This is a genomic window from Ornithinibacillus caprae (assembly GCF_009728145.1).
GTDB lineage: Bacteria > Bacillota > Bacilli > Bacillales > Amphibacillaceae > Ornithinibacillus > Ornithinibacillus caprae.
This window is the reverse complement of sequence record NZ_WOCA01000001.1, coordinates 292838-316421: the sequence shown is the minus strand read 5'-3', so window position 1 is coordinate 316421 and position 23584 is coordinate 292838. Positions and strand designations below refer to the sequence as shown.

Annotated in this window: 23 protein-coding genes; 1 reads left to right on the top strand and 22 read right to left on the bottom strand. The window is 35.8% G+C overall.

Annotated features, from left to right (window positions below):
- Positions 1–6: 6 nt before the first annotated feature.
- The 21 genes from GMD78_RS01585 to gpr all read right to left on the bottom strand — a co-directional run bounded on the left by GMD78_RS01585 (position 7) and on the right by gpr (position 21993).
- Positions 7–966, bottom strand: a complete 960-nt coding sequence (locus GMD78_RS01585) for a PhoH family protein (RefSeq protein ID WP_155666465.1) — start codon at positions 964–966, stop codon at positions 7–9.
- Positions 967–968: 2 nt separating this feature from the next.
- Positions 969–2195 (bottom strand): sporulation protein YqfD, encoded by a 1227-nt coding sequence (gene yqfD, locus GMD78_RS01580; protein ID WP_155666463.1) that lies wholly within the window; start codon positions 2193–2195, stop codon positions 969–971.
- 30 nt (positions 2196–2225) lie between these two features.
- Positions 2226–2507 (bottom strand): sporulation protein YqfC, encoded by a 282-nt coding sequence (gene yqfC, locus GMD78_RS01575; RefSeq protein WP_343042054.1) that lies wholly within the window; start codon positions 2505–2507, stop codon positions 2226–2228.
- A gap of 260 nt (positions 2508–2767) precedes the next feature.
- On the bottom strand, positions 2768–3283 hold the full coding sequence (locus GMD78_RS01570) for a hypothetical protein (protein WP_155666461.1): 516 nt from the start codon (positions 3281–3283) through the stop codon (positions 2768–2770).
- Positions 3284–3315: 32 nt separating this feature from the next.
- Positions 3316–4308 (bottom strand): flotillin-like protein FloA, encoded by a 993-nt coding sequence (floA, locus tag GMD78_RS01565; protein WP_155666459.1) that lies wholly within the window; start codon positions 4306–4308, stop codon positions 3316–3318.
- Positions 4309–4365: 57 nt separating this feature from the next.
- Positions 4366–5691 (bottom strand): NfeD family protein, encoded by a 1326-nt coding sequence (locus GMD78_RS01560; RefSeq protein ID WP_246187536.1) that lies wholly within the window; start codon positions 5689–5691, stop codon positions 4366–4368.
- A 339-nt stretch (positions 5692–6030) separates the two neighbouring features.
- On the bottom strand, positions 6031–6477 hold the full coding sequence (locus GMD78_RS01555) for a GatB/YqeY domain-containing protein (RefSeq protein ID WP_155666457.1): 447 nt from the start codon (positions 6475–6477) through the stop codon (positions 6031–6033).
- Between the two features lie 14 nt (positions 6478–6491).
- Positions 6492–6668: a 30S ribosomal protein S21 gene (gene rpsU, locus GMD78_RS01550; RefSeq protein WP_072887896.1), complete on the bottom strand. Its 177-nt coding sequence runs from the start codon at positions 6666–6668 to the stop codon at positions 6492–6494.
- Between the two features lie 135 nt (positions 6669–6803).
- Positions 6804–7475, bottom strand: coding sequence for a deoxyribose-phosphate aldolase (gene deoC, locus GMD78_RS01545; protein ID WP_155666455.1), 672 nt, complete (start codon positions 7473–7475; stop codon positions 6804–6806).
- A gap of 334 nt (positions 7476–7809) precedes the next feature.
- Complete coding sequence (mtaB, locus tag GMD78_RS01540) at positions 7810–9165, bottom strand: tRNA (N(6)-L-threonylcarbamoyladenosine(37)-C(2))-methylthiotransferase MtaB (RefSeq protein WP_155666453.1); 1356 nt, start codon at positions 9163–9165, stop codon at positions 7810–7812.
- A 2-nt stretch (positions 9166–9167) separates the two neighbouring features.
- Positions 9168–9923, bottom strand: a complete 756-nt coding sequence (locus GMD78_RS01535; protein ID WP_155666451.1) for a 16S rRNA (uracil(1498)-N(3))-methyltransferase — start codon at positions 9921–9923, stop codon at positions 9168–9170.
- Positions 9924–9931: 8 nt separating this feature from the next.
- Positions 9932–10870 carry a 50S ribosomal protein L11 methyltransferase gene (gene prmA, locus GMD78_RS01530; RefSeq protein ID WP_155666449.1) on the bottom strand — a complete coding sequence of 313 codons (939 nt, stop codon included), beginning with the start codon at positions 10868–10870 and terminating at the stop codon, positions 9932–9934.
- Between the two features lie 228 nt (positions 10871–11098).
- Complete coding sequence (dnaJ, locus tag GMD78_RS01525) at positions 11099–12226, bottom strand: molecular chaperone DnaJ (RefSeq protein WP_343042053.1); 1128 nt, start codon at positions 12224–12226, stop codon at positions 11099–11101.
- Positions 12227–12411: 185 nt separating this feature from the next.
- On the bottom strand, positions 12412–14244 hold the full coding sequence (dnaK, locus tag GMD78_RS01520) for a molecular chaperone DnaK (RefSeq protein ID WP_155666447.1): 1833 nt from the start codon (positions 14242–14244) through the stop codon (positions 12412–12414).
- Between the two features lie 29 nt (positions 14245–14273).
- Entirely contained in the window at positions 14274–14849 is a 576-nt protein-coding gene (gene grpE, locus GMD78_RS01515; RefSeq protein WP_155666445.1) for a nucleotide exchange factor GrpE, read from the bottom strand.
- A 38-nt stretch (positions 14850–14887) separates the two neighbouring features.
- Positions 14888–15919, bottom strand: coding sequence for a heat-inducible transcriptional repressor HrcA (gene hrcA / locus GMD78_RS01510; RefSeq protein ID WP_155666443.1), 1032 nt, complete (start codon positions 15917–15919; stop codon positions 14888–14890).
- A gap of 76 nt (positions 15920–15995) precedes the next feature.
- Positions 15996–17153: a radical SAM family heme chaperone HemW gene (gene hemW, locus GMD78_RS01505; protein ID WP_155666441.1), complete on the bottom strand. Its 1158-nt coding sequence runs from the start codon at positions 17151–17153 to the stop codon at positions 15996–15998.
- 101 nt (positions 17154–17254) lie between these two features.
- Entirely contained in the window at positions 17255–19063 is a 1809-nt protein-coding gene (gene lepA, locus GMD78_RS01500) for a translation elongation factor 4 (RefSeq protein WP_155666439.1), read from the bottom strand.
- 196 nt (positions 19064–19259) lie between these two features.
- On the bottom strand, positions 19260–19592 hold the full coding sequence (locus GMD78_RS01495; protein WP_155666437.1) for a hypothetical protein: 333 nt from the start codon (positions 19590–19592) through the stop codon (positions 19260–19262).
- A gap of 12 nt (positions 19593–19604) precedes the next feature.
- A complete protein-coding gene (gene spoIIP, locus GMD78_RS01490) occupies positions 19605–20768 on the bottom strand; it encodes a stage II sporulation protein P (protein ID WP_155666435.1) in 1164 nt (387 codons plus the stop codon).
- Between the two features lie 112 nt (positions 20769–20880).
- The gene (gene gpr / locus GMD78_RS01485) at positions 20881–21993 is read right to left on the bottom strand and encodes a GPR endopeptidase (RefSeq protein ID WP_155666433.1); all 1113 of its coding nucleotides are present in this window, start codon (positions 21991–21993) and stop codon (positions 20881–20883) included.
- A 178-nt stretch (positions 21994–22171) separates the two neighbouring features.
- Between gpr and rpsT the strand changes: the two genes are divergently transcribed.
- On the top strand, positions 22172–22438 hold the full coding sequence (gene rpsT, locus GMD78_RS01480; RefSeq protein ID WP_155666432.1) for a 30S ribosomal protein S20: 267 nt from the start codon (positions 22172–22174) through the stop codon (positions 22436–22438).
- Positions 22439–22527: 89 nt separating this feature from the next.
- Here rpsT and holA read toward each other — a convergent pair whose 3' ends face one another.
- Entirely contained in the window at positions 22528–23538 is a 1011-nt protein-coding gene (gene holA / locus GMD78_RS01475) for a DNA polymerase III subunit delta (protein ID WP_155666430.1), read from the bottom strand.
- Positions 23539–23584: the final 46 nt, after the last annotated feature.

Genomic DNA, 23584 nt, shown 5'->3' with positions numbered 1-23584 from the left:
TATAACTTACTTATTCTGTTCATATGCATTAATAATGCGTTGTACTAAAGGGTGCCTCACCACATCTGTTTGTGTTAGGTGGATAAAGGAAATTCCCTTTATATCAGAAAGCAATTCACTCGCCGCACGTAATCCTGAGCTTACTCCCTTTGGCAAGTCAACTTGCGTAATATCTCCTGTAATTACCATTTTTGAACCAAAGCCCAAACGTGTTAAAAACATTTTCATTTGTTCTGGAGTCGTATTTTGCGCCTCATCGAGAATGACAAACGCATCATCTAAAGTTCTCCCTCTCATGTATGCAAGTGGTGCAACTTCAATTGTTTCTCTTTCAATCAATCGTAATGTATGTTCAGCACCAAGAACATCATGAAGTGCATCATATAATGGTCTTAAATATGGATCTACCTTTTCTTTTAAATCACCAGGTAAAAACCCTAGGCTTTCTCCAGCCTCAACTGCTGGGCGGGTTAAAATAATTCGTTTCACTGCTCCATTTTTCAAGGCATGTACAGCCATCACAACTGCCAAATAAGTTTTACCGGTACCAGCTGGTCCAATTCCAAATACAAGATCATTTGATTTGATAGCTTGAATATAACTTTTTTGACCGAGTGTTTTAACTCGAATTGATTTACCTTTTACATTTTTAGTAATTTCATCTTCAAACAATGTCTCAAATTGGTCAATCTTACCTTGTTTTGCTAAATCAATAGCATAAACAATATCCCGTTCCGAAATCGTTAATCCTTTACGTACAACAGTTAGTAATGTTAATAGTATATCTTGAACCATTTTTATATCTTCATCACTACCAGAGACGCCTACTTTTTCGCCTCTAGAAACGATGGAAACATTTAAATTTTCTTCAATATGTTTTAAAAATTTATCATTGGTACCAAAGAGCTCTAGTGCCTCATTTGGACTAGATAGATGTAGATCAATCATATTTAGGTTTTCAGACATAATCAATCTCCTTGATTTATTGGTTGTGCTTTTGCAATATCTTCTTCTACTGTGAGATATAAGCTTAATTTTACTTTACCACTCTCTTCAGATTCATGCAAAACTTTTTCTGATGTTATAACAGCGTCTGGTCCTAATTGTAATTGTAATTCTTGTTTAGCTTGTTCGATACCTGCTTGAATAGCTTGCTCCTTCGTCCGTTCAATCTTATTATACGTTTTTTCACTCAATGTAGTTTCAATAAAACTAATTGGTAATTTCCACTTAAAGAAGTATAAGGAATTCTTGGTATCTTCGCGATGTATATCCTCATATTCTGGAGAACCAAATCCCCATATTGGTAGATGAAAGTCTCCAAACCCAATAAAGTATTTTTTTTCATGTTTTCCGGTAAGCAATTCATAATTTGCTTGAAGTGGAATGGTAACATTGGTTTCATACCAAGTATTAGCTATGATTTCACCTTCTGAAGCCACCAAGATTCTTTTTTCTTTTTCGTTAATCTCTTCCTCATCTTCTCCCTGCTCTTCCACTTCATTTAACGTACCAGATACTAATACATCTCCAGGTTCAACATAGTCGTTTATTTCTACTTTAGGGAGTCCTTTAGAAACATACATGTTCTTAATGACACCTTTTTTCGATGCGACTAAGTCCCGAGGTCCTTCAACTTCACCCTCTTCCACTATCGTTTTTTCAACACCCTCTAAGAAAAAGGTTGTCCCCTTTTTATGCACACCAACCCATAAAAGCTCTGGTACGTCTTCGGTTAAGTTTCTCTGAATTTCCCCAGGCTTGTCTAATGTAAAAGACCAAGCTCCCGGATGGACACCATAATCTCTTAGTTGCTTATCTATTTTTTCTTCAATATCTTTTGGTACACCTGTTATTTCGACCTTCCAGATAATATTCGATAAGAAGAAAATGAGAAGAATACTCAATGCCATTCCAATTACAATTTCTTTTCTTCTAAAAAACCGGGAAAGTATAAAAGGGTATCCTTTTTTGCGAGTAAAAGATACCTTATAATTTTTCCCTCTTCTCAAGGATTTTATTTTTCCGATATCTTTTAATTTTACATTCCCACTACAAGCGTTTGGGGCCTCCCTTTTTATTTCCCATACAGTAATACCGTTATTTATACAATCCTGAAAAAATAATTCGGGCATATTACCTTCTACCAAAACAGTTACATATCCAGTGATATACGATCCTTGTATTTGCTTCATGTTTGCCCCCCAAAAAAATCACTTATTATTCTAATTAGAGATAAACTTCACATCTGAAATTTTCCCCTCTAATAATATTTCTTCTGGCAACATCATCTTTAATACAAAAGATGAGCCTTTTATTTGTATGTACCCTTTTGTTGTTTTTAATTTTAGTTCATTATCAGTAAAGACTGCTAAACCTTTATGATTTTCAATATATACATGTAGTTGACCAATAATGGTAATTCTAGGTAGTTCTAGAATTACATCGGAAGGAAGTGCAAATTTTTTTATTAACCAAGGTCGAATTCGTTGATGCATTTTTTTCACAAATGCAGCCTCCTCTCATAAACATATTTATGTAAAAATATAGAGGATCAGAACTATAAAGTGAAACTTCAATCAGAGGGAATTTTTCTTCCTTCAGCGCTGATTATTCGTATCACAATGACTGGAACAAATTGGACATTTACTGAATGTTGCTCTCTACCTTTCTTCATTGTTATAACCAGCTATAGGAGGGATAAAGTGAACCTACATAAAAAAGCTATATGAGAGTAACTTATGCTACTCTCATATAGCTTTTGCTTTTACTTATTACGTTCGGATATAACACTACGATATGGCTTTCGTGCACGAGGTGCTCCCAATACTTCAGCCATAATCACACTGTTTACCAGCCCATCACGAGATAAGTTACCTTTTATTCGTTTTCGATAATCTTCTTCCTTAAGTGAGGTTGCTTCTTTTTTAGGTCGCTTAAGGGTCTCACCTAGGTCAGTCGTATTCGTTGAAAGATCTTCTATAGACTGCTCCATTTTCGTATTCATTCTACCTGCTAACTTTTCGAGTTGCTGCTTTTGTTGCTCCTCTACCGAGATAGACTGACTAGCCGTTGTATTCGTTTTTACGTCCCTTTGCGTATTCGCGCGTGAAGGGGATGTGGATGGTCTAGGATTCGTTTGTTGTCTTGGTCTGTTTTGTTGTGTTTTTCTTTGCTCTTCTTTATTTTGATTGGAATTTCCACTAAATAGCCTCAAAAGAGCTCCAATAACAATCACTAAGAAAAAAATATTACCAAGAAAAAAATCAATTAACTCTCCCAACCTAACCCCTCCTTCCAAATATAAGTTGATAATTATTTATCATTTTCATCATGATCATCTTTTGTTAACTTACCAATTGAATCACGCATATCTGTGTCAGCATCAATATTTTGGTAATTCATATAATCCATAACACCCATCTTACCTGAACGTAATGCTTCAGCAAGTGCCTGTGGTACTTCTGCTTCTGCCTCCACAACTTTAGCACGCATTTCTTGAACACGAGCAACCATTTCTTGTTCTTGGGCAACCGCCATTGCACGACGTTCTTCTGCTTTCGCTTGAGCAATGTTTTTATCTGCTTCAGCTTGGTCGGTTTGTAGAATAGCTCCAATGTTTTTGCCGATATCAACGTCAGCAATATCAATCGATAGGATTTCAAAAGCTGTACCTGCATCTAACCCTTTGCTGAGTACATTATGTGAAATAGAATCAGGATTTTCTAGTACTTGAGCATGAGTTTCTGAACTACCAATTGTACTTACAACACCTTCACCAACACGTGCGATAACCGTATCTTCTCCTGCACCCCCAACGAGTCGATCAATGTTGGCACGCACAGTAATTCTCGCCTTCGCTTTTACTTCAATACCATCCATAGCAATACCAGCAATAAATGGTGTTTCAATTACCTTTGGATTAACACTCATTTGCACAGCTTCTAATACGTCACGACCAGCTAAATCAATCGCTGCAGCACGTTCGAAGCTTAAATCTATATTTGCTCGGTGAGCTGCAATTAATGCATTGACAACTCGGTCTACATTACCACCTGCTAAATAGTGGCTTTCCAATTGTGGTGTAGATACATCTAATCCCGCTTTATGTGCCTTAATAAGTGGATTAATCACTCGGTTAGGCACAACTCGTCTTAAACGCATACCAATTAGTTGTAAAATACCAACTCGAACACCAGCAGCTAAAGCACTAATCCATAGTGCAACTGGTATAAATGTAAATAATATTGCAACTGCAATTAAGATCACCGCAATTAAAATTAACGGCATTAAATCTCCAAATTCCATCATACATTCCTCCTAATTTTTTCTATATATATCGGTGTTCTAATAGAACTCCGTATATTATAATTCTCGAACAACAACGCGAACTCCTTCTACTTTTACTACTTTTATCGGTTTATTCGCTGCAATAAAACTACCCTCAGAGACAACGTCTAGTCTTTCATCATCTAATATTGCTGTACCAGATGGTCTTAATGGGGTAACAGTAACTCCTTCTAGACCAATTAAATCTAATCGATTCTCCTTGGATACGTAGCCAAGTTCAGTAGTCGTACGATCTCTTAGAATGACGTGTCGGAACACACCTTTATCCAATCCAATACGTCTAAATAAAATAACAGAAGCAATAATTGCAACTAAAAATGCGATGGCAATACTCATCGACATATGTCCAAAATCTGCACCTGCCATGAATAAGGATCCAATAATAGAACCTATTCCAATCAAACCTAAAATCCCACCGGGAACAAAAAATTCTGCAATAATTAACCCAATACCTAATAGTAACAGGATAATTGCTTCCATTCCAGCTAAACCTGCAACAAAATGACCGTAGAAAAATAAGACTAATGCAACTAGACCCATTGTACCAGGAACACCAAATCCAGGCGAGTATAATTCCACAATTAATCCTAAACTTGCCAAAGATAAGAGAATTGGTACAACAACAGGATTAGTTAGGAACCTCGCTACACCTTCGGCAAAAGTTGGCTCAGATTCCACCACGTTTGCATTAGATAATCCTAATTCATAAAGCAACTCCGTTCGATGGGAAACAATTCCCTGTGCATATTCTACTTCAACTGCTTCTTGAGGAGTTAGAGTTAAGAATGATCCTTCAGGAGCATCGTATTCCGGTAGATCTATCGTTTCATCGGCCATTGCAGCAGCATATAACGGATCTCTACCTTTTGACTCTGCAGCACTTGTCATCGCTTTTAACCATGCAGATTGAGCTTTTTTATCTGCAGCATTACCATCTTGCGTAATTACTCCACTTGCTCCCATTGTTGCTTGTGGATTCATATAGATATTATCCGTATTTAAAGCAATATACGAACCAGCAGATAGTGCTCTTGAGGTTATATATGAAGTAGTTTCTATATTTAAATCTTGTAGGATTTTAGCAATATTTTCAGCTGCATCTACACGACCACCTGGTGTATCTATTTCAAAGATAATATGATCTGCACCTTCTTCTATAGCTTCAGTAGTCATCCTTGACATAAACGCCTCTAATCCACGTTCAACATCATCCTCTACCGGAATAACATAAACTAATTTACCAGCCCCATCTTCTGCCTTTAACATGGTTTCTTCACTAATAAAAAAACTAACCAATATGATAGCTGTGATTATGTATGTGACCACCCTTTTCCATTGCAAATGAAGTCACCTCCCTTTTGTCTATAGTATATACGATCTTAGCACTATTTACGTTTCATTTTTTTACAATTAAATTTTACCATAACAGCTGATTGGAAGATATTTTAAACTTGTCCCACTCCTTAGGACTAGTAATAAAGTAAATCTTCAATCAGTGGGTTAGATAAACGAATCGGACATCTACGGGCAGTTGATCCACGCTTAATCTCCTTGGTTTCTCCTCATAGGTTTGAAGTGGGGGTCTTACTGCTCGTTATATGCGGGATAAACGAAAAATTCACCTATATAAAAAATCCTTGTCAATTAGACAAGGATTTTTAGACCTTTATTGGGTAATTATTAGTTCAGATGCTTTAAAACTAGTTTGTTCACTGTAGCGCCTTCAGCTTTACCTTTTACTTTTGGCATAATTGCGCTCATCACTTTACCCATATCTGATTTTGAAGATGCACCAATTTCCTGAATCGTTTCCTGAACAATTGCCTCCAACTTTTCATCAGAAAGTTGCTTAGGCATATATTCTTGTAAAACATTGATTTCCGTTTCAAGTTTCTCAACGAGATCATCGCGTCCAGCTGATTTAAATTCTTGGAGGGAATCTTTTCTTTGTTTTAATTCTCTTGATAAAACCGTCAATTCTTCGTCTTCAGAAAGATCACTTTTACCAAGTTTAATCGATTCATTCTGTAATGAAGCTTTCACCATGCGAATAACACTAAGGGTATCTTTGTCTTTATTCTTCATTGCTTGCTTCATATCATTATTGAGTTGTGTTAATAGTGACATTTACAGCACCTTCTTTAGTATTTACGCTTTCTAGCAGCTTCAGATTTCTTTTTACGACGAACGCTAGGTTTTTCATAGTGTTCACGCTTGCGATATTCTTGTAGTGTACCACTTTTTGACACACTACGCTTAAAGCGACGAAGAGCATCCTCAAGAGACTCGTTTTTACGAACGCGAGTTGTATTTGACATGCTAATTTCCCTCCCTCCGAAGCATAAAACAGTTTGTAAAGGCATATGTATCATTCACATGCCTTTATTTATTATAATATATCCACAATTAATGTCAACTGATTATTTTTAATACATGACTTTTTATGGAAAATATTAATAATCAGATGTTCCTTTATTTCCGTGTACAATATCTACTCCAGCACTTGCTCCAATACGAGTTGCACCTGCATCAATCATAGCTTTTGTAGTCTCTAAATCACGTACACCACCTGATGCCTTGACACCTATGTCAGGACCTACCGTTTTTCGCATTAATGCAATATCCTCAACAGTTGCCCCACCACCGGAGAAACCAGTAGAAGTTTTAACAAAATCAGCACCTGCTTCTTTTGCTAATTTACATGCACGGACTTTTTCGTCTTCTGTTAATAATGAAGTTTCAATAATTACTTTCGTTAATGCTTTGCCTTTTGCTGCATCAACTACTGCTTTTATGTCTTCTTTAACAAAATCATCATTAGCAGATTTCAATTCGCCAACATTAATAACCATATCTACTTCAGTAGCACCGTTATCAATTGCATCTTTTGTTTCAAAAACTTTAGTTGCAGTAGTCGTTGCACCTAATGGGAAGCCGATAACCGTACAAACTTTTACATTTGTATCTTTCAAGCGATCATAACAATAGGAAACCCAATGTGGGTTGACACAAACGGAAGCAAATTCATACTCGATTGCTTCATCTACTATTTGTGAAATTTTGTCTTGTTTTGTTTCTGGTTTTAATTGTGTGTGGTCTATATATTTCGCTAGATCCTTACTCATGGATAACTCCCTTTCTCCTAGTTGTACGTACCTCATGCATATAATAGCATGTATAGTATAAAAAATCTAATTTAATAATAAAGGTTCTTTATAGTGCGATGTTTTTTAGAGTTCAGCGGAATGAGGATCCGCAACTCTGATTTCGATAAATTCTCGCTCCTTTATCTTACTTATACTACTTCTAATATTATCTCAAAAAGCAACAAATTATATTAGAAAACTTGGCATTCGCCCAGCCATTATGGTGAATGCCTTCGTTGCACTTGTAGGATAAGAAAGTTTATACTTTCCTATCTACCAAAAAAGCAATGGAAAAACCTAGTCATGTACATGACTAGGCATTCGCATTTACATAGGAATGTGTTGCATGATCCATAATACGCACAAACGTACCTTCATTAATTGGATAACCAGCTTTATTTATTTTAACTCGTACAATTTTACCAATCATATCAGGGGTTCCCTGGAATTGAACTTTTAAATAATTATCCGTATATCCAATTAGAAGATTTGGATCCTCTTGGTCTTGAACGTGCTCTTCAGGAATTACTTCAAGCACCTCGTTTTCATATTTAGAGGCATATTCCTTTGCCTGTTGATTCGATAACTCTATCAAACGATGAACACGGTCATTCTTCACATCATCCTCTACTTGATGATCCATACGTGCTGCAGGGGTACCAGTCCTTTTTGAGAATGGGAAAACGTGAAGTTCAGAATATCCAACTTTTTTAACAAAGTTATATGTTTCCATAAACTCTTCTTCTGTCTCACCAGGAAAACCAACAATAACGTCAGATGTTATTGCTAAGTCTGGTAATGCTTTTTTAATTTTTTCTACCTTTTCAAAATAAAAATCAGAAGAGTACTTTCTTCGCATTCTTTCTAATACCGTATCGGAACCAGATTGTAACGGAATATGCAAATGGCGTACAATTTTTTCTGATTGATCCAACACTTCTATTACTTCATCTGTAATTTGACTTGCTTCAATAGAAGAGATACGAATACGCATCAACCCGTCGACTTTAGATTCCAAGTCTTTTAAAAGCCTAGCAAAATTATAATCATTCATGTCTTCTCCATATCCAGCTGTATGGATTCCAGTTAAGACGATTTCTTTGTATCCCGCATCTACTAGTTTTTGTGCTTGATTGATAACACTTTCTGGATCTCTTGAACGTAATAATCCACGAGACCATGGAATAATACAGAATGTACAGAAGTTATTACATCCTTCTTGAATTTTTAATGATGCGCGCGTACGATCTGTAAATTCAGGAACATCCATTTCTTCAAACACACGATTTTTCATGATATTTGCTACACCATTAATAGGTTCACGTGTTTTTTGATGTTCTTCAATGTACTCAATCATTTTTTTTCGGTTTTGCGTACCAACAACGATATCTACTCCAGGTATTTCCATAATTTCACCCGGAGATGTTTGTGCGTAACATCCCGTTACACAAACTACCGCTTCAGGATTTTTTCGGATAGCACGTCGAATAACTTGTCTACTCTTTTTATCTCCTGTGTTGGTAACTGTACAAGTATTAATTACATAAATATCAGAATGATGTTCAAAATCTACTCTTTCATAACCTTGAGCTTTAAACATATTCCAAATACCTTCTGTTTCATAATGATTAACCTTACATCCTAATGTATGAAATGCAACTGTTGGCATTATCAGCACCCCAATTCTTCTGTATGATATGAAATACTTGCAAGTACGTATAGAGGAGCCGTTTCCGTACGTAAGATTCTAGGTCCTAAACGTACTGCCATAAAACCATGCGTTTTGAGCTTTTCAACTTCATCTAATGAAAACCCACCTTCAGGTCCAATACAAACTAACACTCGATCCTTTTTACTCAACTGGCTAACTATTTTACTAAAAGAGAGGTATTCAGAAACTTTAGCTTCTTCTTCATATGCGAATATCTTGACACTATAATGAGCGCTTTCTTCAATGAGCTCGGTAAGATTCATTGGGTTATAGACCACTGGAATTCTGTTCCGATGACTTTGTTCACTAGCTTCCTTAACTATCTTTGTAAACCTCTCCTGCTTCTTTTTTTCTTTCTTGTTATCCCATTTCACAACCGATCGATCTGCTTTAAAGGGTATAAAACCATATGCTCCTAACTCAGTTCCTTTTTGTAAAACTAAATCGAGTTTATCTCCTTTAGGTAATCCTTGAGCAATAGTTACTTGAACAGGTAACTCAACATTTTCATCCAACCACTTTTCAATGACTAAGTAGACTACACCATCTTCAATTTCAGTGATCCTGCATATTGCCGCGTTCGTGTCTGGATGATTACATATAATCTGATCATCTTTTTGATATCGCATTACACGAATAATATGATGAGCATCATCGCCACTAATAGTGACATACTGGTCCTGCCAGCCCTCAGCAGGAATAAAATATCTCTGCATATACGCACCTACTTTTTCTTAGCAATAATAGATACCCAATCCTCTTGTTCATTGATTTGCACAATTTCAAAACCTTGTTTCTCTATAGCTTCCATTACCATTTGTTTTTTTGTCTGTATAATACCTGAGGTAATAAAGAGACCATCTTGTTTTAAGTTATTCCAAGCATCTTCAATAAACCGTACAATAATCTCAGCTAAAATATTTGAAACGATAATATCGGCTTCTATATTAACATGGTTTAATAGATTGTTTTGTTTAATTTCTATTTTGTCGTCGACTTTATTAACTTTTGCATTTATTTTAGTACTTTTTACAGCAACCTCATCAAGATCATAAGCATATACTTTATCTGCACCTAATAATACAGAAGCAATACTTAAGACACCTGAGCCACACCCTACATCGATCACGGTATCTTTTTCATTAGTATAGGTCTCTAATGCTTGGATACTTAATATGGTTGTTGGATGTGTTCCAGTTCCAAAGGCCATTCCTGGGTCAAGTTCTATTACTAATTCATCTTCACTCTTTGGAGAATAGTCTTCCCATGTAGGAGTTATCGTAATCCGATCAGATATTTTAACAGGCTTATAATACTTTTTCCAAGCTGTAGCCCAGTCTTCCTCATGTACCTCACTTAATGTTATTTGATTATGACCTAGATCAATATCAAATGTGATTAGATGATTAATTGCTTGCTTAATTTCTTCGACCGTTTCTGCAAGAAAACTAGTTACTGGCATATAAGCTTTAATAAATACACCTTCGTCAGGATAATCCTCAGAACTAAGCTCAAACACTTCGCCGAAGCTATCATCTCGATCTACAATTAAATCTAAAGGGTCCTCAATTACAACACCACTAGCTCCGGTTTCATGGAGGATATTAGAGATTGGCTCAACTGCTTCATTTGTCGTATGAATACAGATTTCCGTCCATTTCAAATTAATCCACTCATTTCATTGAATTTAGAAACTTAGCAGTCACTAAGCCCTAGGAGACTGCCCTTGTCACATTTGTATTAATAAGAAGTTTACTAACTCGTATCTGTTAGAAAACTAAGGATTTTGCCAAGCCTTTAAGCAAAAGCCAGTTGCACTTATGCAGGATAGGAAAGTTTATACTTCCTTTCTGCTTAAAATATGTATACGGTGTTTTCAGAGAAAACACCGTTACTCACCCTTAAAGGCTTTTTTAAATCGTTGAAAAATAGAATTTTCTTGTTCATCAGTTGCTCCATTGCCACTAATTTCATTAAATTCTCGTAATAGTTCTTTTTGACGGTCAGTTAACTTAGTAGGGGTCATCACACGAACCTTAATATGCTGGTCTCCATAGCCATACCCGCGAACATTTGGAACGCCTTTCCCTTTTAATCGGAACGTTTTTCCATTCTGTGTTCCTGCTGGAATTTTGAGTTTCACCTTCCCATGGACAGTTGGAACTTCTACTTCATCTCCTAAGGCAGCTTGAACAAATGTTAAAGGTAGTTCACAGTAGATATGATCTCCTTCACGCTCGAAGAAGTCATGTTCCCGGATTTGGATTACGACATATAGGTCCCCTGCAGGTCCACCATTTACCCCTGGCTCACCTTTACCAGATACTCGAATTTGTTGCCCCTCATCAATACCCGCTGGAATAGAGATATGAATTTTCTTGTTCTTTTTCACTTTCCCAGATCCACCACAAGTGTTACATTTTTCAGGAATTATTTTTCCTGAACCGTTACAATGATGACAAACTCTTCTATTTACTACCCTACCAAATGGAGTATTTTGCTCCGTATTCAATTGTCCAGAGCCATTACAACGGGAACATGTATTTGTTTTTGTACCTGGTTTAGCTCCAGAACCATGGCATGTATCACAATTTTCTTCCTTGGGAATAGAAATGTCGGCTTCTTTTCCGAAGATCGCTTCTTCAAAATCCAATACCATCGTATATTGAAGATCTGCACCTTGTCTTGGAGCATTTGGATCTTGTCTTCGGCCACCACCGCCAAAGAACATATCAAAGATATCGCCAAAACCACCAAAGTCTTGTGCTCCACCTCCGAAGCCACCAAAACCTTGACCATCCATGCCAGCATGACCAAACTGATCATATTGTGCACGTTTTTGATCGTCGCTTAGAGTTTCATATGCTTCTTTTACTTCTTTAAATTTATCCGCAGCATCTGCTTCTTTATTTACATCTGGATGATATTTTCTCGCTAATTTTCTATAAGCTTTTTTTAGCTCATCTTTAGAAGCACCTTTTTCAACGCCAAGTACTTCATAATAGTCACGCTTACTCACTTGTAAATCACTCTCCCGCTACACTATTGCATAAGTTTTATCTTACCATCTTTCCTCTACTACTGGCAAATAAACGACAATTCTATTTAGAAACCGGCATACATCAAGCCTTTTTACGAATGCTACCAAGAAAAAAGTCAAAGCCAAGAAGGTCCTGACTTTGACTTTTTTATATAATCTTACTATTATTTTTTATTCTCTTCGTCATCAACTTCTTGGTAATCAGCATCTACAACATCATCATCTTGTTTTTGCCCCTCTTGACCTTGTGCAGCTTGTTGCTCTGCAGCCATTTGTTCGTAAAGCTTAACAGATAATTGTTGTACTTGTTCTTCCAACGCTTCTTTTTTAGCTTTGATTTCTTCTAGATCGTTAGACTCAAGCGCTTTTTTCAATTCTTCTTTTGCTGCTTCTGCTTTTTGTTTTTCATCATCAGAAACTTTGTCACCTAAGTCTTTGATAGTTTTATCGGTTGTAAAGACTAATTGATCCGCTTCATTACGAAGGTCTACTTCTTCACGACGCTTCTTATCAGCTTCAGCATTTTCCTCAGCTTCTTGAACCATTTTTTCTACTTCTTCATCTGAAAGGCCTGAAGAAGATTTAATCGTGATAGATTGCTCTTTATTTGTACCCATATCTTTCGCACGCACATTTACGATACCATTTGCATCAATATCAAATGATACTTCAATTTGTGGAACACCTCTTGGTGCTGGTGGAATATCAGTCAATTGGAAACGGCCAAGTGTTTTGTTGTCTTGAGCCATTTCTCTTTCACCTTGTAGAACATGAATATCTACAGCAGTTTGGTTATCAGCGGCAGTAGAGAATACCTGAGAATGACTAGTTGGAATCGTAGTATTACGTTCGATTAATTTAGTAAATACGCCACCCATTGTTTCAATACCTAATGAAAGAGGTGTAACATCTAGTAGTAATACATCTTTTACATCCCCTTGTAAAACTCCACCTTGAATTGCAGCACCTAGAGCAACTACTTCATCAGGGTTTACACCTTTAGAAGGGTCTTTTCCAGTTTCACGCTTAATTGCTTCTTGTACTGCTGGAATACGAGTTGAACCACCAACTAGAATAACTTTATGAATATCATTTGCACTTAAACCAGCATCAGATAATGCCTTACGAGTTGGAACCATTGTACGTTCTACAAGATCTGATGATAGTTCATCAAATTTAGCGCGAGTTAAGTTCATTTCTAAGTGTAATGGTCCAGCTTCACCTGCTGTAATAAATGGTAGAGAGATTTGTGTTTGAGTAACACCTGATAGATCTTTTTTAGCTTTTTCTGCAGCATCTTTAAGGCGTTGCATTGCCATTTTATCTTTTGATAAATCAATACCATTTTCTTTTTTAAATTCAGCAACCATGTGGTCAATTATCACTTGGTCAAAGTCATCTCCACCAAGACGGTTATCACCAGCAGTAGAAACAACTTCAAACGTACCATCACCAATATCTAAGATAGATACATCAAACGTACCTCCACCTAGGTCATATACTAAAATTGTTTGATCTTGGTCATCTTTATCAATTCCATAAGCTAATGCTGCAGCTGTAGGTTCGTTGATAATACGTTCTACTTCTAAGCCAGCGATTTTACCAGCATCTTTAGTAGCTTGACGCTCTGCATCATTGAAATAAGCCGGAACAGTAATTACTGCTTTTTCTACTTTTTCACCAATATAGTCTTCAGCATATGATTTGATGTATTGTAAAATAATCGCTGAAACCTCTTGTGGAGTATATTCTTTATCTTCAATTTTCACTTTATAATCTGTACCCATATGACGTTTAATAGATTGGATTGTGTTTGGGTTTGTGATAGCCTGACGTTTTGCAACTTCTCCAACCTGTCTTTCTCCATTTTTAAACGCTACAACAGATGGTGTTGTACGGTTTCCTTCTGGATTAGGAATAACAACCGCTTCGCCACCTTCCATAACTGATACACATGAGTTAGTTGTACCTAAGTCAATTCCAATTATTTTACTCATAATCTATTTCCTCCTACTACAAATTCCATTTATTTATTTACTTTAACCATTGCTGGTCGAATAACACGGTCTTTAAGGACGTATCCTTTTTGTAATTCTTCTACCACTGTATTTGGTTCATGGTTCTCATCTTCCACCTGCATAACTGCATGATGATAGGTTGGATCAAACTCTTTTCCAACCGTTTCAATTACTTCTACCCCCTGAGAGGTTAAAGCATCGATTAACTGTTTATAAACCATAGTAATTCCTTCAACAAATCCTTTGTTTTCCTCTGTCGTTTCAATTTGCAATGCTCTTTCAAAATTATCCAATGCAGGCAGTAATTCATTGACTAAATCCTGAGATTTGTATTTACGGTCAGCTTCTTTTTCTTTCTGGGTCCGTTTCTTAAAATTATCGAATTCAGCCTGATTTCGAAGCATGCGATTATAAATTTCATCTTTCTCTTTTTGCAAACGGTCAAGTTCTTTTTTAAGATCTTCTACCTCTTCGGTAGATGCATCGGTTTCCGTTGTTTCTACCGCTTCTTCTTCTTCAGAAGAATTTTGTTCAGTTTCAGTGTTTAATTCTTCCTCTGGGACTGTTTCTTTGTTTTCTTCCATAACTGCAACCTCCAATTAAATCATCGTACCAACATTTATTACCCGTTGTTTTTATACCATAAATACAAAGCTTCTGTCATTTCATTTGATAAAGCGTTGAGCAATGTAATTACTTTCCGGTATTCCATCCTAGTTGGTCCTAGTAAAGCGATTGTCCCCATTTGGTCATCACCTAAATGGTAAGAAGCAGTAATTAAACTAAAATCTTTAATTGCTTCTAATTTATTTTCATGACCAATCGTCACTTGTATACCATTTTGAGGATTTCTTAATAGATTTACGACTTCATTTTCGTTTTCCATCATGGAGTAGAAAGAACGAATTTTATCTACATCTTTAAATTCTGGTTGCATTAAAATATTTGTTTTGCCACCAATATATAATTTACTTGGCTGTTCATTAAAGAATGCAGATTTTAAGTAATCATATGCTTTTTCGAAGTCGTTCACATAAATCTTCATTAATGAAAGCACTTCTGAATTTAACACTTCTGGCAATCGTACCAACGAAACACCTTGTAATCTTTCATTTAAAATGTTCACCATCTTTTCCAAATCTGATGCATGTAATTCAGCTGGAATAGAAAATGATCGATGTTCAACATGACCTGTATCAGTAATTAATATCGCTACAGCAGTATGTTGGGATAATGGTACGATTTGTAATTGCTTAAGCTTCGTATCATATATCTCAGGACCCAGAATAATGGAGGTGTAACTTGTTAAGTCTGATAGCACTTCAGCAGACTTTTGAACAAGCTTTTCTAACTCCATAAACTCATCCTGTATAAGATGTTTCATTATATTTATTTTGCCGTTTTTTATAGTCGGGCCAATTACATGATCGACATAATAACGATAACCTTTTTCAGAAGGTACTCTTCCAGAAGAAGAATGTGTTTTTTCTAAGTATCCCATATCTTCTAAATCTGCCATGACATTCCGTATGGTTGCAGCACTATAGGAAATATCTTCCCTTTTGGATATAGCACGTGAACCAACTGGATGAGCAGATTCGATGAAATCATCAATAATGACTTGTAATACTAACAATTGCCTATTTGATAACATGATGATCACCTCTGTTAGCACTCTTGATACTTGAGTGCTAATACTATTAATAAATTATCAAATCCTATTTTTTTTGTCAACGAACATGTTCTAATTCGCCATCTTCTAAAAGAAAATATTCAAAAACATTATTTCCTAATAATACACCTTCATCGGTAAGCCTTAGGTAATCTCCTTCTTCTTGTATCCATCCCTTATGACATAAAAGGTCGATTTGTTGTCGATAAAGCTTGTCATATGAAAAACCATATTTCTGTTTAAACTTTGATCTACTTACACCTTCTAATTTACGTAATCCTAAAAACAGTTCCTCTTCCACCTGTTCTTTTAAGGATATGTCATCTACATGCAGTACTGGCTTACCAGTAGTCAGCGCTTCTTTCACATAGGCAGGAAGTGGTCGGATATTAATCGTACGTTGACCAGGTAAATAACCACTTGCTCCAGCACCAAAACCATAATAATAGTCGTTATTCCAATAGGTTAAATTATGCTTACTTTCATAACCTTTCTGAGCAAAGTTACTAATTTCGTATTGATTTAAGCCACTCTTTTTCATCGAATTCTTTAAAACCTCATACATTTGTACCTCCTCTTCTTGAGCAGGTCGGTGAAGTTTTCCCTTTTTAAATCGATTGTAAAAAATGGTCTTCTTCTCAATTTGTAATGAATACGATGAATAATGAGGTAATTGAAAGGTTAACGCTTCATCAACGGTTTTCTGAAAATGTTCTACTGTTTGATTAGGGAGGGAATATATTAAATCAATACTAATATTTTCAAACCCATGCTGTTTTAATAAGTCTATTGTTTGATAAACATCTTTTACTTTGTGTAATCTTCCTAACTCTTCTAACATATGATCATCAAATACCTGGACACCTAAAGAAACACGATTTACCCCATAACTCTTCAATAGCTTGATCTTGTCTTCATCAAAGTCTCCCGGATTTGCTTCAATGGTATATTCTTCACAATTAGCAACATCAAACTTTTCTTGAACCGTTTCAAGCAGCGTGCGTAACTGTTGCATATTTAATGCTGTAGGTGTACCTCCTCCAATAAAGATGGTACGTACTTTATTATGTTTGCCACTTACATTTGTATTTATTTCATTCTTTAAACCTTCCATGTACTCATTAGCTAATTGTTCATTATAGAAAAACTTCGTAAAGTCACAGTAATGGCATATTTGCTGACAAAACGGTATATGGATGTATACAGATTGAATCATTTTATTTCCTCCCTACTTAAGTAAAAGCTTTTTGAGTAACTGTGTGCCAAGTAAAAAGAAAAGGAAAAACTTTGAACCCAAAGTTCTCCCATTCTCATGAATTAATCGTCATTCATTTGTAGTACAGCCATGAATGCTTCTTGTGGTACTTCAACCGAACCAACCATCTTCATTCGTTTTTTACCTTCTTTTTGTTTTTCTAGAAGTTTTCGTTTACGGGATATGTCTCCTCCATAACATTTTGCCAAGACATTTTTACGCATTGCTTTAATCGTTGAACGTGCCACAATTTTATTTCCAATTGCAGCCTGCACAGGAACCTCGAATTGTTGTCTAGGAATCAATTCTTTTAGCTTATCAACAATTTGTTTTCCACGTTCATACGCAAAATCGCGATGCACAATAAATGACAGTGCATCAATTGTCTCTCCATTGAGTAAAATATCCATTTTCGTAAGCTTGGATTCTCGATAACCAATTAAATCATAATCAAAGGAAGCATACCCTTTTGTTTGTGATTTTAATTGATCGAAAAAGTCATAAACTATTTCAGATAATGGAATATGATAGATGACATTTACTCGAATATCATCCAAATACTCCATATCTATAAATTGACCACGTTTTTTCTGAGCAATTTCCATTACCGCTCCAACATAGTCATTAGGTACCATAATTGTCGCTTTAACAAATGGTTCACGAATTTCCTGAATTTGCTGTGGATCTGGCATAAAGGATGGATTATCAATATTAATAACTTCCCCATCCGTCTGTTCCACCTCATAAATTACACTTGGAGCAGTTGTAATAAGGTCAATATTAAATTCACGTTCGATTCGTTCTTGGATAATTTCCATATGGAGCAATCCTAAAAATCCGCAACGGAATCCAAAACCTAATGCTTGTGATGTCTCTGCTTCATATTGCAACGAGGAATCATTCAATTCTAATCTCTCTAACGCTTCGCGTAAATCATTATATTTGTTTGCATCTACTGGATAAAGTCCACAGAATACCATTGGATTAAGTCGTTTATAACCAGGTAATGCAGATTCTGCTTGATTATTTGCTAGGGTAATCGTATCCCCTACACGGGTATCACCTACATTTTTAATTGATGCTGTTAAATAACCAACATCCCCAACAGTAAGCTCATTCTTACTTACAGGTTTCGGATTAAACACACCAACTTCATTTACTTCAAATTCTTTACCCGTTGCCATCATTTTTATTTTGTCGCCAACCTTAACAGATCCTTCTTTTATACAAACATAAGCGATAACCCCACGGTATGGATCATATAAGGAATCAAATATAAGTGCTTTTAATGGTTCTTCTGGATCTCCAACTGGTGCAGGAATTGCTTCAGTAATTCGTTCTAAAATTTCTTCAATTCCGATATTCGCTTTAGCAGATGCCAAGATAACATCATCTGGATCTATTCCAATAACTTCTTCTAATTCTTTTTTTACTCTATCTGGATCCGCACTAGGTAAATCAATTTTATTAATTACTGGAATGATTTCTAAATCATTATCCAAAGCTAAATAAACATTAGCAAGTGTTTGTGCTTCAATCCCTTGAGCTGCATCTACAACAAGAATTGCCCCTTCACAAGCAGCGAGACTTCTCGATACTTCATATGTAAAATCAACATGTCCTGGTGTATCTATTAAATGGAATGTATAATCTTCACCACTATTACTTGTATATTGTAACTGAACAGCATTTAATTTGATGGTGATCCCACGTTCTCGTTCTAAATCCATCGCATCCAAAAATTGCTCTTTCATTTCTCGTTGTGTTAATGCCTTTGTTTGCTCTAATATTCGATCAGCTAATGTTGATTTACCATGATCAATATGAGCAATAATTGAAAAGTTACGTACATTTTCTTGTCTTCTAGTCATACGTAATGCCAACTCCTACACGTCTTTTACCGTACGATGATAAAAGGATAAATTTTCTCTTTATATATGTTACTTTTTAGGTCGATAACTAGGATGATTATAGCAATAGAAAGCAATACTTTCAAGAAGCATCATTTAACTAGAGAATTAAATGAAAAATCCCTTAGCTCAATCAGCCAAGGGATTGTATAATTATTTAATAAAAAAGTTGTGAGATTTGATATAAAATGTGTACAACCGCATCATAAAATACTTTTACACCGGCTTCCAAAAAAGATGCTGTTTTTTGGGTGAAATTAACTGGTTCTTCCATATTCATTACATATGTTGTATCCACCTCTTCAACAACATTTTCAACTAATTCTTCAGGCTTCTGTTCCTCTGGTTCATCCCCTACTTCTACCTCAATAGATTGAACCTGTTCATCCTTATCACTTCCAATTAGAGCCAAATCTCCACGATTGATTCCGAACAACGTGCCAGCTAAAAAGAAAACGACTAATAACAACAGAACTACAATACTTCTCATTTTCACACCCTCCTATTCCGCATTCACTGGCTCTGCTTGCTCCCAGTAGAATTCACTAAACACTTCGGCTAATGCATCTGCTGAACGATATAATTCATCGAGATTATTATGAACCCCACCTATTTCTAATAAGATTGCATTTTCATGTAAATCTTGGTTATATACCCCATTATTACCTGCTCCACCTTGTGGCTTTACACCTCTACTTAAGCCTGGATATTTTTCCTCCATTAAGTTATGAAGTTGATTAGCAAGTGTAAGATTCTTCTCATTAGATTCATAATTTGTGCCAACTAAAAAATAGATTCGAGCATAAGGTTCTCCGTTAATTTCTTTTGTGGTTATACTTCTATCGAGCGCATCACGATGGATATCAAAAACATATTGTATTCCCTTATTAGCAGCAAATGCTTCTTGAACTATATCTCTTGATGACTGATAGGATTGCCAATATTCCCAGCCCTTTTTATCAAGCAATTTCATATTATCTGTTTTATCTACATAGGTTCCTATACCATAGCTCTGTAATGATTGTGCCAACCGATCACTTACTTTCGTGATATTTACCTCGTTATGATGGGCAGAATCTGGATCTGTTACATCAGGTAAATGTGGCAAAAATGATTCGTAGTTATGTGTATTATAAAGAAAAACAACATCTTCCTCCGTCACTTGAGAAGGCTCTTCTCCTTCTGGTTTGTCATCCTCATCCTCTTCATCTATTATTGCATGTCGGTCCTCTAATACATCCTCCAGTGGTGGGGAAGATTCAACAGGCATATTGGTATAATCTGATCCTTCTCCAGCTATCAATATTTTTGTATCGAAAATCGAAAACCCCGGTAATTCATTCCCTAATAAACTTCTTGGATCCTGAGGCTTTATACTGGTAGCTACCTGCAATAAAGTGGAAGAAATATTTGGCATACTATAATCATCCGGGTAACTTTCCGTAAAAGCTCTATTTTCCATACCTAGTAAATATAAAAAGGTAGAACTATCTATCTCACTTGTCCATCTAGCCAACGTATCTGAAGAAAAACGATACGCTGGTGATAACGTTGTTAATATCCCGATAGAGACAAATAATATAACGATACTTAATAGGTACATCCCACTTTTTTTTAACATTGGATGAAATCTATTTTTAGTGTAACCATTATTTCCTGAAAACATTATTCCACCCTCTCTGAAGTCCTGTTTATATTAAACTCTATGACAGAACATAGTAAGGTAGAACATAATCTTTTAATTTCAAAAAAATAATAGAGGAAAAAATATTCCTCTATTATGATGACCTAGTATAAGATGCGAAATTATCTACATTAACCGCACCATGTAAAGCAGCATTAATTCCATTTGCAATAACATGTGACATATCGACCATAAATCCATCAACTTCTTTTGGGGTTACCATTAAATTATGACCGATAGGGGTTAGAACTTCCTTAATCAAGGATCGCTTTTCCTCCTCCGATAATCCACCTACAATTCCGAGAAATGTTTTACGTTTTTCTTCATCCGGTAAGTCCTCTTCGGTTAACTCCTTACCACCAAAAGTCATCCCAGCTGGAGCCAATGATTTAGAAGGGCGGTCCTTTTCTTTAAACTCTCTTCCGAAATGCTTTAATAGAAAATCAATCGTATCACTAGTAATAGTAACTGCATCTACCACGGTAGGTACACCAATTGCGATGACTGGAACTCCGAGCGTTTCCTGACTTAATTCCTTTCGCTTGTTTCCAACTCCTGAACCAGGGTGAATACCGGAATCTGATAATTGGATCGTTTCATTTACTCGTTCAATAGACCGGGATGCTAATGCATCAATTGCAATAATAAAGTCCGGTTGGAATTTTTCTACAATACCAAAAATGATGTTACTTGTTTCAATACCTGTAACCCCCATCACTCCTGGCGTCACCGAAGCAACTGGACGGTATCCTTCTGATACAGATTCATGTTCTAATTGGAACAAATGACTGGTAACTAATACTTTTTCAGCAGTCATTGGCCCTAATGCATCTGGCGTAACATTCCAGTTTCCTAGCCCTACAATTAATCCAGTCCCATTATCTGGAATTTTGTTTTTCTTTAATAATTGCTCCAACTCACGTGCCAATATTTTTGCAGCATTTTCTTGTCGTGTAGTATCCTGACGCTTTACTCCATCCGCATAAATAGTTACATACGAGCCTGGTTTTTTCCCTAATAATTCTGCTCCTTGCGCATCAATATCTACATAGTTTATTTTAATATCATTTTCATGTTGTTCTTTTACATTAACACCTTGTATCTGTTCTTCCTTTTGCTCCTCTTTCTCTACGTACATGTCCTTGGCTTCGACTGCCAGATCCGTGCGAACTTCATATAGTTGTTCAGTCTGTTCGTTATTTTCCATGAAAAAATACCCTCCTAAATAAGATAAGTTGGCTATTATAATAGGATTCACATTTTCACCAAAAACATACAAATTATGAAGGTAGCTAATATTTTTATTGAAAACATGTACAACCTCTGATAAAATGACTCTTGTCCATATAAGGGAGAAAGAACCCTTTTAGGAGGTGAAACAAACTATGGCTAACATTAAATCAGCAATTAAACGTGTAGATGTGAATAATAAAAAACGCGCACAAAACCAAGCAACTAAATCTGATATGCGTTCACAAATAAAGCAAGTAGAAAAATTTGTTGAAGCAAAAGACGTTGACAATGCAAAATCTGCATTACGTGCAACAACACAAAAAATTGACAAAGCGGTACAAAAAGGTCTTATCCATAAAAACGCTGGTAATCGTCAAAAAGCTCGTCTAACAAAGAAGGTTAACGGATTAGGCGCGTAAATCACACGATGTATCTTCTCTATAAGGAAAGATACACAAAAAACGATCCCTATTACATATGGATCGTTTTTTTATGCTCATTTTTATGATTAAGCTGCCTGAATTAAATCATATAACAACAACTCAAATGCAAGTTCTTTTTCCATTTTCCCCTGTTTCATGACCGCATCTGCAGTTGCTAATCGATCAATGATAAATTGTAGTTTTTCCGTTGTAAATTTCGCTTCTCTACTCAGTGCGACTTTAATTACATAGGGATGTGCTCCAATTTGCTTCTGCATTTGGAATTGAGTATATCCCTTTTGTTTTAATAATTTGACCCGAAAAATGGTACGAAACTGAAATGCTAATAAACCAATCATCGCAATCGGTTCTTCCTTCATCTTCTCTAAATCTTTATAAATAGATATCGCTTTTTGTAAATTACCCTCAATAACTGTATCCACTAACCTTAATGAAGAACTAGTGACGGTGTGTGAAATCATTTCCTCGGCAATTTCTTTCGTTACTGTTCCTTGCTCCCCAACATATAATGCCAATTTTTCTATTTCATTTTCTAATAAGTTCAGATTAGTTGAAAGCTCGGACTCAATAGTCTCAAATGCATCCTCAGCGATTACAATATGATATTGATCAGCTATATTTTTAATCCATTTGGATAACTCAAATTCCTTTACAGGATTACATTCCGCTACTAATCCATTCTTTTTCAATGTTTTCGTGACTTTTTTCCGTTCATCGATTTTCTCATAAGGGGCTATAAAAACAATTACCGAATAATCGACTGGTGTTTCCAAATATTGCTGTAATACATCTATATCATGTTCAAAGGTTAATTTATCTGGCTTAGCCTTTAAAAAAACAGGATTGTTCGCAATAATAATCTTCTTTTCTCCAAAAAAAGGGTATGTTTCCGCATCCCCTACTACCTCTTGAATAGGAATTTCACTTAGATCATATGTAGATATATTATCTTCATCAAAGTTTTTTAACACCATATCTTTTATTTTTTGGATAAAATATACTTCTGTTCCGTATAATAATAAAATATTAGGTAAAGGCTTCTTTTTAAGTAGCCCCATTGCTTCTAGATAACTCATGCTATTCACTCCATTACTGTATATATATAATGGTAATCCGATCCCT